Source organism: Massilia sp. CT11-137 (genome assembly GCF_047302885.1).
Taxonomy (GTDB): domain Bacteria; phylum Pseudomonadota; class Gammaproteobacteria; order Burkholderiales; family Burkholderiaceae_D; genus Telluria; species Telluria orientalis.
On sequence record NZ_JBKYMP010000002.1, the window covers coordinates 1,637,442 to 1,649,643 of the forward strand.

At 67.9% G+C, this 12,202-nt stretch carries 11 protein-coding genes; 8 read left to right on the forward strand and 3 right to left on the reverse strand.

Annotated features, from left to right (window positions below):
* Window positions 1-83: 83 nt before the first annotated feature.
* From ACEN98_RS23995 to ACEN98_RS24005, 3 genes are all read left to right on the forward strand, one after another.
* On the forward strand, window positions 84-434 hold the full coding sequence (locus ACEN98_RS23995) for a hypothetical protein (protein ID WP_413387421.1): 351 nt from the start codon (window positions 84-86) through the stop codon (window positions 432-434).
* Window positions 434-640 carry a DUF1653 domain-containing protein gene (locus tag ACEN98_RS24000; RefSeq protein WP_413341063.1) on the forward strand — a complete coding sequence of 69 codons (207 nt, stop codon included), beginning with the start codon at window positions 434-436 and terminating at the stop codon, window positions 638-640. The genes ACEN98_RS23995 and ACEN98_RS24000 overlap by 1 nt, the downstream gene beginning before the upstream one ends.
* Before the next feature lie 101 nt (window positions 641-741).
* Complete coding sequence (locus ACEN98_RS24005; protein ID WP_413387422.1) at window positions 742-1,209, forward strand: hypothetical protein; 468 nt, start codon at window positions 742-744, stop codon at window positions 1,207-1,209.
* 58 nt (window positions 1,210-1,267) lie between these two features.
* Here ACEN98_RS24005 and ACEN98_RS24010 read toward each other — a convergent pair whose 3' ends face one another.
* Entirely contained in the window at window positions 1,268-2,764 is a 1,497-nt protein-coding gene (locus ACEN98_RS24010) for a leucyl aminopeptidase (protein ID WP_413387423.1), read from the reverse strand.
* Between the two features lie 112 nt (window positions 2,765-2,876).
* On the opposite strand from ACEN98_RS24010, the gene lptF reads away from it, so the two are divergent.
* Genes lptF through ACEN98_RS24025 form a run of 3 tightly spaced genes read left to right on the forward strand, consistent with a single transcriptional unit; the run spans window position 2,877 to window position 5,580 of the window.
* Entirely contained in the window at window positions 2,877-4,028 is a 1,152-nt protein-coding gene (gene lptF, locus ACEN98_RS24015; RefSeq protein ID WP_413387424.1) for an LPS export ABC transporter permease LptF, read from the forward strand.
* A complete protein-coding gene (gene lptG / locus ACEN98_RS24020; protein ID WP_413387425.1) occupies window positions 4,025-5,209 on the forward strand; it encodes an LPS export ABC transporter permease LptG in 1,185 nt (394 codons plus the stop codon). The genes lptF and lptG overlap by 4 nt, the downstream gene beginning before the upstream one ends.
* Window positions 5,209-5,580 (forward strand): sirohydrochlorin chelatase, encoded by a 372-nt coding sequence (locus ACEN98_RS24025; RefSeq protein WP_413387426.1) that lies wholly within the window; start codon window positions 5,209-5,211, stop codon window positions 5,578-5,580. The genes lptG and ACEN98_RS24025 overlap by 1 nt, the downstream gene beginning before the upstream one ends.
* A gap of 3 nt (window positions 5,581-5,583) precedes the next feature.
* Here the strand turns inward: ACEN98_RS24025 and ACEN98_RS24030 are convergent, their stop codons facing one another.
* Entirely contained in the window at window positions 5,584-7,218 is a 1,635-nt protein-coding gene (locus tag ACEN98_RS24030) for a hypothetical protein (protein WP_413387427.1), read from the reverse strand.
* 341 nt (window positions 7,219-7,559) lie between these two features.
* Between ACEN98_RS24030 and ACEN98_RS24035 the strand changes: the two genes are divergently transcribed.
* Together ACEN98_RS24035 and ACEN98_RS24040 are read left to right on the forward strand one after the other, a co-directional pair.
* Complete coding sequence (locus tag ACEN98_RS24035) at window positions 7,560-10,805, forward strand: DUF4214 domain-containing protein (RefSeq protein ID WP_413387428.1); 3,246 nt, start codon at window positions 7,560-7,562, stop codon at window positions 10,803-10,805.
* 59 nt (window positions 10,806-10,864) lie between these two features.
* Window positions 10,865-11,278, forward strand: a complete 414-nt coding sequence (locus ACEN98_RS24040; protein WP_413387429.1) for a hypothetical protein — start codon at window positions 10,865-10,867, stop codon at window positions 11,276-11,278.
* A gap of 124 nt (window positions 11,279-11,402) precedes the next feature.
* Here the strand turns inward: ACEN98_RS24040 and cobA are convergent, their stop codons facing one another.
* A complete protein-coding gene (cobA, locus tag ACEN98_RS24045; RefSeq protein ID WP_413387430.1) occupies window positions 11,403-12,122 on the reverse strand; it encodes a uroporphyrinogen-III C-methyltransferase in 720 nt (239 codons plus the stop codon).
* Window positions 12,123-12,202: the final 80 nt, after the last annotated feature.

The window sequence follows — 12,202 nt, forward strand, 5'->3', positions numbered from 1 at the left end:
CGGTCGAGCGGCCGGCTTAGGCAGGTGTGTAACGATCGCGGATCCGAGAGCAGGATTTGCACACAGCTTTGTAAAGGACAACAATGCGCCAAGCATTTGAAGCATGGGCCCAACGCGATGGCCACATTGTCCGGCGTCGTGAAGACAAGCCGGAAGAGTACCTCGTGTACGAAACCCAACGCCGCTGGCTGATCTGGCAGGCCGCGCTGGCACACGGACAGAAGGCTGCGGCGGAAGCGCCGCAGAAATTCGCGCCGTCCGACAACCAGCCGCAGAAGATGCAGGCCGACGAGGCGAGCGTGCGCAATCGCGTCCTCAACGAGGTGCTGGACGCGTTCAGCGAACTGGATGACAACGCCGGCATCGAAGGCATCGTCAAGGTCATCCAGAACCTCAAGAAGAGGAATCGCGCCACGGCCGAAGAAAAGGCCTGATGCGTTACCGCCACTACAAGGGCGGTGTGTACGACGTGGTCTGCGAGGCTGTCCTCGAGGCAGACCACACGGCCGTGGTCGTGTATCGCGGGCAGGACGGCAAGACCTGGGTCCGCCCGCGGGATGCATTTTTCGGACTGGTCGACGTGGACGGGAAGCGCATGCCGCGCTTCGCGCCCATCGACCCGGTGCCGGCCGCAGCTTGACCCCGCCATCCCGGCAAATCCCGGGATGCGCTTCGCCTCATGTCTTCCCGATTGCCGCCGTAAACGGATGGGTATGCTCTGTATGCATGACCGGTGAAGACATGTCCCTGATTCTTTTTCGTACCGCCTGCGCGCTTGCGCTGTGCACCGTCACGGCCGGCTGCGTGACGGCGCCGGCCGTGGCGCCGACGCAGCAGCTGGAAGTCCATACCATTCTCGGCCACCGCGAGGTGACGGGCGTGGGCTGCGTGCTGTCCAACGCGGCGGGGCGCTGGTTCGTCGTGGCGCCGGGACGGGTCACGGTCGAGCGCAGCAGGAGTCCCCTGACGATCGACTGCGCGCGCGACGGCGCCGGCAGCGCGCGCGAAGTCGCCGACGCGCATGCCACTTCGTTCTTCGACACCGACCGGCTGATCGGCAACATCATCGTCAGCGCCGGGGGCGACGGCTACGTCAATCCGTACGACGGCAACGGCGTCGCCTACCAGTCGACCCTGACCGTGCTGATGCGGCCCGCGCTGCCGCGCGCCGCGGCGGGGGAGTCGGCGCCCGGCAACGTCGTGTTCTGATGCCCGGATAAAAAACGGACGCCCGCGGGCGTCCGTTGTGCATGGAGCGGAAAAACGCTTACACGCGGTTCAGCAGGAACGTGGTGAGCAGCGGCACCGGACGGCCGGTCGCACCCTTGGCCGCGCCCGATTTCCATGCCGTGCCGGCGATGTCCAGGTGCGCCCAGGTGTAGTTGCGCGTGAAGTTCTCCAGGAAGCAGGCCGCCGTGATCGATGCGCCGCCCGGCGTGCCGATGTTGGCCAGGTCGGCGAAGTTCGACTTCAGCTGCTCGTTGTACTGCTCGCCGATCGGCAGGCGCCAGGCCGGGTCGCCCGCCTGCCTGCCGGCGTCCAGCAGTTCCTGGGCGAGCGCGTCGTGGGCGTCGTCGTGGCGCGTGAACACGCCCGACGTGTGGTGCCCCAGCGAGACGATCACGGCGCCCGTCAAGGTGGCGATGTCGACGACGGCGGCCGGCTTGAAGCGCTCGGCGTAGGTCAGGGCGTCGCACAGGATCAGGCGGCCCTCGGCGTCCGTATTCAGGATCTCGATGGTGGTGCCGTTCATCGCGGTGACGATGTCGCCCGGCTTGGTGGCGCGGCCCGACGGCATGTTCTCGCACGCGGCCACGATGCCGACGACGTTCAGCTTCAGGCCCATCTCGCCGATGGCGCGGAAGGTGCCCAGCACCGAACCGGCGCCGCACATGTCGTACTTCATCTCGTCCATGTTCGGGCCCGGCTTCAGCGAGATGCCGCCCGTGTCGAACGTGATGCCCTTGCCGACGAGGACCACCGGCGCGTCGTTCTTCTTGCCGCCGTTGTGCTTCAGGACGATGAACTTCGGCGGCTCTTCGCTGCCGCGCGTGACGGACAGGAAGCTGCCCATCTTGAGGGCTTCGAGCTGCTTGCGGTCCAGGACTTCGATGTCGAAGCCGTAGTCGCCCGCCAGCTTCTTCGCCGTGTTCGCGAGGTAGGTCGGGGTGCACACGTTCGGCGACAGGTTGCCCAGCTCCTTCGTCAGGTTCATGCCGTTGGCGACGGCCTGCGCCTGCGCCAGCACGGCCTTGATCTGCGGCGTCGCGGCGGGGACGGCGATGGCGAGCTTGCGCACGCCGGTGGGTGCCGGATCCTTCTTGCTCTTTTGCGCGTCGGTGCGGAATTCCGCTTCGTTCGCGGCGATGACGATGCTGCGCAGCGCCCAGTTCAGGTCGCGGGCTTTCACATTCTCCAGCGGGAATGCGATAATGGCATCCTGCGCGCCCAGCGAAGCGAAGGTTTTCAGGGCAGCGGTCACGGCACCGGCAAAGCTTTTCTCGCTCACGGCTTCGTCGGCACCCATGCCGACCAGCAGCACGCGGGCAGAGGTCACGCCGGCCACGCCGCGCAGCAGCAGGGTGGAGCCGGGCTTGCCGGAGATGTCACCCGACTTGACGGCGGCGCTGATCGCGCCGTTCAGATCGAGGGCTTTCGCCGCCTCCGACAGTTTCTTGTTTTCGAACACCGCGACTGCCACACAGCCCGATTTGGCTGCGGCCAGCGTGTTTTTTGTGTCGAATGCTTTTATGCTAAAGTCCATTTGATTCTCCGTTTCGAGTTTTTGACGCGCGTGCTGTCCGAGGAACCTTCCAAATGGCGCCCGCTTGTGACGGTTCCCGGGGTTCCTTCCAACCAGCAATTATAACTATCGAATGATTTTCCAACGCGCCCTACAGCGTGAATTGGCCAGCGTGGCCGGTGCCACCTTCACGGTCCTGTTTACGATCTTCGTCACCTGGACCCTGATCTCCATCCTCGGCAAGGCCGCCGGCGGCAAGGTCGCCTCGGGCGACGTGCTGGCGCTGATCGGCTTTTCGGTGCTGAATTATCTGCCAACAATCATCATTCTTACCAGCTTTATCGCGGTCATCGCCACCGTGACGCGCAGCTATCGCGACTCGGAAATGGTCGTGTGGTTCGCGTCCGGCCAGTCGCTGATGCGGTGGGTGCCGCCGGTGCTCGTGTTCGGCCTGCCCATGGTGGCGATCGTCGCCGCGCTGTCGTTCGTCGCGACGCCGTGGGCGAAGATGAAGAGCGCGGAATTCGTCGAGCGTTTCGAAAAGCGCGAAGACCTCAAGCGCGTGTCGCCCGGCCAGTTCCGCGAATCGCCGTCCACGAACCGCGTGTTCTTCGTCGAAGGCAGCACGAGCGGCGCGACCGTCGTGCAGAACGTGTTCGTGAATTCCGTCGACGCCGACGGCAATTCCATCGTCGTCGCCAAGGAAGGCGTGATCGAGCCGGACGGCAAGGGCGGGCAATACCTCGTGCTGAAGAACGGCCGCCGCTACCTGGGCCGGCCGGGACGCGCCGATTTCCAGTCGATGGAGTTCGAGCGCTACCGCATGCGCGTCTCCAGCCAGGCGCCCGTGATCGGCACCGAGACGCCGGCCGACGCCTTGTCCACGCCGGCGCTGCTGGCGCTGCCGGACAACCGCTACACGAACGCCGAACTGCTGTACCGGGTGTCGGCACCGATCTCCTGCCTCGTCCTGATGCTGCTGGCGATCCCCCTCGGCTTCGTCAATCCGCGCGCCGGCAGCTCCGCCAACCTGATCCTCGCGCTGCTGATCTTTTTCACGTACAGCAATCTGTCGAAACTGTTCGAAGCCAGCGTCAAGCAGGGCAAGATGAACTTCGGCGTGGCTTGGTGGCCGCTGCACCTGTTCGCGCTCGTGGTCGTGGCCGGGCTGTTCGCATGGCGCCTGAACGTCAACCATCCGTGGCATCCGCTCGCCCTGCTGGGCGCCTTCAAGCGGCGCCGCCTGCTGCGCGGCGGTGCGGTGACGCAGGAGGGCGCGCAATGAAGATCCTGCAGCGCTACTTCTTCGTCAACATCGCGCAGGCCGTCGCCTTCGTGCTCGTGGCGTTCCTGGGCCTCATCGCCTTCATGGACCTGACCCAGGAACTGCCGTCGGTGGGCAAGGGCGGCTACATGATGCAGCACGCGATCCTGTACGTGCTGCTCCTGCTGCCCGGCCACGTGTACGAGGTGATGCCGGTCGCCGCGCTGATCGGCACCATCTACACGATGGCGCAGTTCGCGCAGAGTTCGGAATTCACGATCATGCGGGCGTCGTCGATGTCGACGCAGCAGGCCGGCATCATGCTGGCGAAGATCGGCGTGCTGTTCGTTGTCGTCACGTTCCTGTTCGGCGAATTGATCACGCCGCGCACGGCGCCGATCGCGGAACGCGTGCGCCTGTCCGCGAAGGGCGCGACGGTGTCGGCCGAATTCCGCTCGGGCATGTGGACCAAGGACACGATCCATGCGGGCGGCGTGAAGGGGCCCGTGACGGGGTCGCGCTTCTTCAACGCGCGCCAGATCCGCCCGGACGGCCAGCTGATCGACCTGCGCCTGTACGAGTTCGACAACAGCATGCGCATGCGCTCCCTGATCACGGCCGCGAGCGCCACGTTCAGCGGCAACAGCACCTGGCGCCTGAACGACGTCACCGAGACCCTGTTTTCGAATAGCCGCGAACTGCCCGCGCCGGGCACGCCGATTCCTGCCGGCCAGACCATCCAGAGCACGTACGGCCAGGACTCGGCGTCCGTCTCCACGCGCAAGGTCGCGAGCCTGGACCTCGTGTCCGAGATCACGCCCAAGATCCTGTCGGTGTCGCGCTCCGATCCGGAGCGGATGTCCGCGAACGAGCTGGCCGTGTACACGCGCCACCTGGCGGAGAACCGCCAGGAGACGGAGCGCTTCAAGATCGCATTCTGGAAGAAGCTGTTCGACCCGCTGTCGATCTTCGTGCTGATGGCGCTCGCGCTGCCGTTCGGCTACCTGCACACGCGCAGCGGCGGCGTGAGCCTGAAGATCTTCATCGGCATCATGATCGGCGTGAGCTTCCTGTTGATTAACTCGTTGTTTTCGCACGTGGGCATGTTGTCGACCTGGCCGGCCTTCGTGACGGCCGCCGCGCCCAGCCTGCTGTTCCTGCTGCTGGCGATCGGGGCCCTGCGCTGGGTGGAGAGACACTGATGGAAAAAGCACTCGTATTGTTCGCCCACGGCGCCCGTGCCGCCGCCTGGGCCGCGCCGTTCCGGCGCCTGCGCGACCTCACCGCGGCGCAGCGCCCGGACTGCGCGGTGTCGCTGGCGTTCCTCGAACTGATGACGCCGAGCCTGCCGGACGAAGTGGGCGCCCAGGTGGCGCTCGGCGCGCGCGACATCACCATCGTCCCCGTGTTCCTGGGGCAGGGCGGCCACCTGCTGCGCGACCTGCCGCTGCTGCTGGAGCAACTGCGCGCCACCCATCCGCAGGTGACGTTCCGCACCGTCCCCGCCATCGGCGAGGACCCCGGCGTGCTGGCGGCGATGGCCGCCTACTGTGCCGGGGCGGACGCCGCCTGAGTCTTACTTGTTGACCGTCACCGGACACATCAGGACCGGCGACGGGGTCGTGCCGATCGCCGCCGGATAACGCTTGCAGCCGGCGGGGTCGAGCGTCAAGCCATAGCGGGCCAGGTTCTGCGTGGCCGCCTTGACCACGGCCTCGTCCTTCTCGACCTGGTCGCGGGGATCGGCGGCCAGCATCGCGTAATGCGGACCGGGCCGGCTCGCGATCACGGACTGGATTCGCTCGAGGTAGGCGGGCGACTCCGGGAAGCCGGCGCCGAGCGAAATGACGCGCACCTCGCGCGGGACGAAGGTCGAGACCCAACCCATCGGCGGATCGCCGTGCGCGGTGAAGACGAGCGTCGACTCCGGATGTTCCATCGGCGGCAGCTGCGCGCTGAAACTCTTTTCGGCCCAGCCGGCGTGCCCCCACGTGATGAACGGATAGACGTAGAGCGACGTGAACAGCAGCATGGCGCCGGCCAGGTACGGGCCGACGCGCGGCCCGGTCAGGCGCGGGACCAGCACCCACACCATCAGCGGTCCCAGCAATTCGATGGGCACCAGGTAGCGGTAGATGCTGAACAGCTTCAGCCACACGAGATAGCCGACGAGCCCGAACAGCAGCAGGAAGCGCGCACGCGGCGCCAGGCGCTCGGCCGGCGCGCCGCCGCGCACCGTGTCGTACAGCCAGCGCGCGACGAACGCGAGGGCCAGCGCGTACAGCAGCGGCACGATCGCCTGCTTGAACGGCAGTTCCGAGACGCGGGCGAACTGGCGGCTGAACACGAACGGCCAGAACAGGGCTTCCAGCGCGCCGTGCGGCAGGTGATCGGTGTCCATGACGGCGACCTGCTGCGCCAGGGGGCTCTTGAAGATGCTGTTAAATTGCGGGAACAGCGGATTGCCGAACGTCTTCCACATCCGCCACCACCACGGCCCGGCCGCGATCGCGACACCGGCCAGCGTGCCGCACCCGTACGTGAACGCCGCCGCGATCCCGCGCCCGAACGTGGCGGGCACCGCCAGCAGCGCGACGCACAGCGCCAGCGCATACGACGCATTGGTGAGCTTCAGCCCGGCGCCCAGTCCCATCACGAGGCCCGCCAGCACCAGCGTGGCGACGGCGCCGTTCGACAGGGCCTGTAACCGGTCCCAGCCGCGCATGACGATGCACAGGGAGGCCAGGATGAACAGGGCGCTCAGGTTGTCGCCCATCGTATTGCCGACCTGCGACAGGAAGCTGGGGCCGCACATGCCCGCGAGGGCCAACAGGATGCACAGGCGGTTGTCGGCCTTGTCCCGGGGCAGCATGAGGCGCGCGAGCGTCAGCAGCAGGATGAAGTTGAGTCCATGGACGAATCCCATCACGAACCCGACGGCCCGGCCCGGCAGCCACTGGTTCAGCAGGTAATAGGGGACGTCGATCGCCGGATTGAAATAGCTTTGCCAATTCCCGGCCGCCATGTCGACGTGCAGCCGGTCGTTGAACAAGGCGTAGGGGTTGTACCAGTGGTAATTGCGCAGGTCCCAGTTTTCATCCTGGCCCAGCCACACGGAGAGCAGGCCGAACAGGACAGGGACGAGCATCGACATGAGCACGGGTGCGCGCTCGTGCCGCAGGAATGCGGTACAGCGATTCAGAAAACGCATGTTGATCCTTCAGGTGTATCGGTAAATCGTGTGAAGCCATGAACAGGACGGCTCGCAAAGGGCGCTGGGAAGCAGGTGCGGGGGAATGCCAGACTGTTGCTCCAAAGATTATAACTGCTCACGGGCATGGCCGATTCGGCAAGCTGGCGGGTTCGCTATCTGTGTTGTCACCGTTGAATTTATTCTTGGCAATTCGATTGCCTCAGTAGACATGTTCCGTTGGTTTACGCGCGTCTTTACTCTCGAAAAGCAATTTCCTCATTGAATTTAAGTTTTCCATAGGGAATCATATGCGACTGGGGTAGCGACGCTCCCAGCCACCCGCCATCGATACCGACGCCATGACCACTCCCACGACCTCCCACTACGTCCGTCCGGGCCAGGCCAGCCCGGCCTGGAGCTATGCCGGCGCCCCGGCTTCCGCCGTCACCGCCGTCGCCTTCGACGCGGCCAGCAGCCTGGGCCAGGCATTCGCCCGCGGCGACATGCAGTACAGCCAGGACTACGGCCGGACGTGGCTCGCCTACACGATGCCGGTCGACGGCCAGGGCGCGTACGTGGCCACGGCCGGCACGCTGTGGCGGTTCCAGGACCGCCTGGCCGGCGATGGAACGACGCCGGACACGTTCGGCGTCCACTACAAGCTGGCGGACGGCAGCGTCGTCACGGCCGAGGACACCGTGTTCCCGGACAGCCAGCCCGTGGGCATCGTCGGCGGCGGCGGCATCGTGTTCACGACCGCGCACGCGGGCGACATCGTCGACGTCGTGGCCGGGATCGACACGGGCGACCTGACGGGCGGCCGCTGGGTGATCGAGAGCCAGTCGCAAGCGGGCCTGTTCGGCATCAGCTACAACCCCGCCGTCGACACGGCTGCCCGGCTGGTGGTCGCCGACGCGAGCCAGTTGCCGGCCGGCGGCCTGTCGGCCGCGGTGACCGTGCACTACTACGACCGCTACCAGGTCGACGCCAACGGCAGCCCGCTCCCGAACACGGGCGTCACGCAGGTCCTCACGTATGCGGTGGAAGACGGCGCGACGGACGGCCTGCCCGGCTTCGCCAACGAATCGAAAGCCGGCGCCGCGCTGGACGCGTGGACCTCCGCCCCGGCGCTGGCCACCCTGGCGGGCGGCGGCGTCGTCGCCGTCTGGCAGGGCCAGGGCGCGGGCCTGTGGGCGCAGCTGCGCGACGCGGCGGGCAATCCGCTGGGCGCCGCGTTCGCGCTCACGCCGAATGGCGATGCCGGCGCCGAAGGCCAGCCGGCCGTCGCCGCGCTGGCCGGCGGGCGCTTCGTCGTCGCGTACACGCTGAACGACGGCGGCGCGAACAAGATCGCGTATCGCGTCGTCGACGCCGGCGGCAGCGCGGGCGCCGGGCACGTGCTCGACACGGGGGCGTCCGGCGATGCCGCCATGCCGGCCGTGGCGACGCTCGCCGACGGCTCGTTCGCCGTCGGCTGGCGCAGCGGCGCCGCCGTGCACGTGCAGCAGGCCGCCGCGGACGGCACCCCCGCCGGCGCGCAGCAGGTTTACAACGCCCTCGGTTCGGCCTACAGCCCGGCGCTGGCCGCGCTCGCGGATGGCGGCTACGTCGTGTCGTGGGGGGAGATCAACGACGGCAACGTCTACGCCGCGTTGAGCCGCGCACCGGCGTCCGTGTTCGTCGCGAGCGGCGACGGCTACGCGGCCAGTACGACGACGGCCGCGCCGCTGCCGCACGTGGCGGCGCTCGCGGGCGGCGGCTTCGTCGTCGCGTGGGACAGCTATGTCAACGACCCGTGGGGCTTCGCGAACAGCGACATCTTCTTCCAGCGCTTCGACGCCGCCGGCCATGCCGTGGGCGCCGTCACGCAGGCCAACGTGGCGTCGGGCGGCGGGCATGACGATGCCGACGTCGCGGCCCTGTCCGACGGATCCTTCCTCGTCGCGTGGCAGGGCGCGGACGGCGACGGCAATGGTATTTTCGGCCGCCGGTTCGACGGGGACGGCAACGCCATCGACAGCCAGGAATTCGGCATCAGCCAGCTGCGCAGCGGCGACCAGGCCAGCGCGGACGTGACCGCGCTGGCCGGCGGCGGCTTTGCCGGCGCGTGGATCGATACGGGTGCGTCCGGCACGGCCAGTGTCGAGATGCGCGTGCTGCCGGGCGTCGCCCCGGCCGCGGCGCCCGCGGGCGTGCCCACGGCCGGCGTCCAGGATGTGCCCGCGCCGGCACCTGCACCTGCACCTGCACCTGCACCTGCACCTGCACCTGCACCTGCACCTGCACCTGCACCTGCACCTGCACCTGCGCCCGTGGCGAGTCCTCCGGCCGCCGGCACGTCAGCGGCGCTGTCGAAAGTGGCCAGCGTCGCCATGACCAACAGTACGCACGTGCTGGCGGCCGTGGCGGGCGAGAGCAAGGTGACGGGGACGTCCGGCGTCGACACGCTCGTGTACACGACCGCGCGCGCCGGCGCGACCATCGTCGCCACCGACGGCGCGGTGTCCGTGACGGACGCCGTCGGCAACCACGCGACGCTGGCGGGCGTCGAGCGCATCCAGTTCAGCGACGGCGTGGTGGCGCTGGACGTGAACGGCAGCGCGGGCGCGGCATACCGCCTGTACCAGGCCGCGTTTGCGCGCACGCCGGACAAGACGGGCCTCGGCTTCTGGATCGACGCGCTGGACAAGGGCACGCCGCTGGCGCAGGCCGCCTCCGGTTTCATCGGCAGCGCCGAGTTCGCCAAGCTGTACGGCGGCAACGTGAGCGACGCGCAGTTCGTGGATGCCCTGTACCAGAACGTGCTGCACCGCGCGCCGGACGCCGCCGGTTACGCATTCTGGACGGACGCCCTGCATTCGACGTCGCGCGCGGACGTCCTCACCGGTTTCAGCGAGAGCGCCGAGAACAAGGCCCAGGTCGCCACCAGCATCGGGAACGGCATCGATTACGTGGCGCCGGCCGGCGGCACCCTGTCGGGTTCGGGGGCGCAGAAGATGGCCAACGTCGCGTTCAACGGCAATGCCCACGTGCTGCGGGCCGTGGCGGGCGACAGCAAGGTGACGGGAACCGCCGGCGTCGACACGCTCGCCTACACGACCGCGCGCGCCGGGGCGACCGTCGTCGCGGACAACGGTGTCGTGTCCGTGAAGGATGCCGTCGGCAACCACGCGACGCTGACGGGCGTCGAGCGCCTCCAGTTCGGCGACGGCATGGTGGCGCTGGACGTGAACGGCAATGCGGGCGAAGCGTACCGCCTGTACCAGGCCGCGCTGGGCCGCACGCCGGACAAGACCGGCCTCGGCTTCTGGATCGATGCGCTGGACAAGGGCACGCCGCTGGCGCAGGCCGCCTCCGGCTTCATCGGCAGCGCCGAGTTCGGCAAGCTGTACGGCACCCACGTGAGCGATGCGCAATTCGTGGAAGCCCTGTACCAGAACGTGCTGCACCGCGCGCCGGACGCCGCCGGCTACGCGTTCTGGACGGATGCCCTGCATTCGACGTCGCGCGCCGACGTCCTCGTCGGATTCAGCGAGAGCACGGAAAACCAGGTGCAGGTCATCGGCAGCATCCAGAACGGCATCGACTACCTGCACTGGGGCTGAGTCGACGTAAGTTTGTCGCGCATCATGGCGATCGGCGAGGGGAGCGCCACACTGCTTCGATGTCCGCCAAGCTCACCGCCCTGTTCGCCCGCCTGCGCGCGGTCCTGCCTCAGCTGCCTCCCATGCCGCGTGCATGGGTGGAACTGCGCTGCGCCCGCCGCCTCGACCGCATCGCCGGCCGCCTGCAGCGCATGCACGCGCGCATCGCCGGCATGCAGGACCATCTGACGGGCGCCGGAGCACCAGGCGGTCCGGTATCCGATGCGGATGGCGCATTACGGCGCATGCTGGCCGGCCTGCGCGCGGAACTGGCGCGCATGCGCTGCGACCTCGCGGTCTGGCATGTGCGCGAATGCGGGGGAGAGTGCGGGACGCGGCTGGCGGCGGCGCTGGCGCGCCTGAACCGCATCGCGGTGGATACGCATGCGGCCGCGCAGCGGCTCGAGGCCGAGCTGGAGGCGCGGGCGGAATAAGCCACCCAAGCGTCGTTGCCGCGGAGGCGGGAGCCCCATTTTGCATGCATTACGATAGCGCGTAAACCTTGGGGGGGGGCCCGCCCGCCAAGGCGGACGGCAAGTCCGGGGGCGACGGCACGCATCAGATGGTCTGGTGCGGCCGGTGTCCCATCGCCTCGCCGATCATGACGAGCACGGGACCGTGCGCCACCTCGAGACCGTGCGCCAGGTCGGCCAGTGTCAGGCGGCGCACGCGCTGGTCCGCGCGGCTGCAGTTTTCCACGACGACGACGGGCAGGTCCGGCCGGCGGCCTTCGGCCAGCAGGCGTTCCGCCGTGGCCGCGGCTTCGCGGCCGCCCATGTACTGGACGAGGGTATCGGTTTCCGGCAGCGCAGGATGATCCGGCTCGTCCGGGGCCGTGCTGGACGTGAAGAACGCGACGCTGCGCGCCACGCCGCGCTTGGTCAGCGGCTGCAGCGTGGCCGCGGCGGCGGCGACGGCCGTAGTGATGCCGGGGACGACTTCGACCTCGATGCCCGCTTCCTCGAGGGCGCGGAGTTCTTCGTCGGCGCGGCCGAACAGCATCGGATCACCGCCCTTCAGGCGCACGACGCGCTGGTAGCGCTGTGCGGCATCGACGAGTTTTTCATTGATGACGGTTTGCGCCGTGGAGCGCTGACCGGAGCGCTTGCCGACCGGAATCAGCTCGGCCTGCCTGCACAGGGCCAGCATCTCGGGAGTGACGAGGGCGTCGTACAGCACGACCTCCGCCTCCCCGAGCAGGCGCGCCCCGCGAACGGTAATGAGATCAGCAGCGCCGGGACCGGCTCCAACCAGATAAACTTTTCCCAGCCCAGCCATACGATCCCTTGGTACTAAAGGTGTTATTAAGACTTTTACATCGCATCAGGGCCTCGAGAAACCGTAGCGAGCGGAAGGAG

Excerpts from the sequence above, each read along its gene's own strand:
- ACEN98_RS23995 (WP_413387421.1), top strand. The coding sequence starts at position 84 with ATGCGCCAAGCATTTGAAGCATGGGCCCAACGCGATGGCCACATTGTC.
- ACEN98_RS24000 (WP_413341063.1), top strand. The coding sequence starts at position 434 with ATGCGTTACCGCCACTACAAGGGCGGTGTGTACGACGTGGTCTGCGAG.
- ACEN98_RS24005 (WP_413387422.1), top strand. The coding sequence starts at position 742 with ATGTCCCTGATTCTTTTTCGTACCGCCTGCGCGCTTGCGCTGTGCACC.
- ACEN98_RS24010 (WP_413387423.1), bottom strand. The coding sequence starts at position 2,764 with ATGGACTTTAGCATAAAAGCATTCGACACAAAAAACACGCTGGCCGCA.
- lptF (WP_413387424.1), top strand. The coding sequence starts at position 2,877 with ATGATTTTCCAACGCGCCCTACAGCGTGAATTGGCCAGCGTGGCCGGT.
- lptG (WP_413387425.1), top strand. The coding sequence starts at position 4,025 with ATGAAGATCCTGCAGCGCTACTTCTTCGTCAACATCGCGCAGGCCGTC.
- ACEN98_RS24025 (WP_413387426.1), top strand. The coding sequence starts at position 5,209 with ATGGAAAAAGCACTCGTATTGTTCGCCCACGGCGCCCGTGCCGCCGCC.
- ACEN98_RS24030 (WP_413387427.1), bottom strand. The coding sequence starts at position 7,218 with ATGCGTTTTCTGAATCGCTGTACCGCATTCCTGCGGCACGAGCGCGCA.
- ACEN98_RS24035 (WP_413387428.1), top strand. The coding sequence starts at position 7,560 with ATGACCACTCCCACGACCTCCCACTACGTCCGTCCGGGCCAGGCCAGC.
- ACEN98_RS24040 (WP_413387429.1), top strand. The coding sequence starts at position 10,865 with ATGTCCGCCAAGCTCACCGCCCTGTTCGCCCGCCTGCGCGCGGTCCTG.
- cobA (WP_413387430.1), bottom strand. The coding sequence starts at position 12,122 with ATGGCTGGGCTGGGAAAAGTTTATCTGGTTGGAGCCGGTCCCGGCGCT.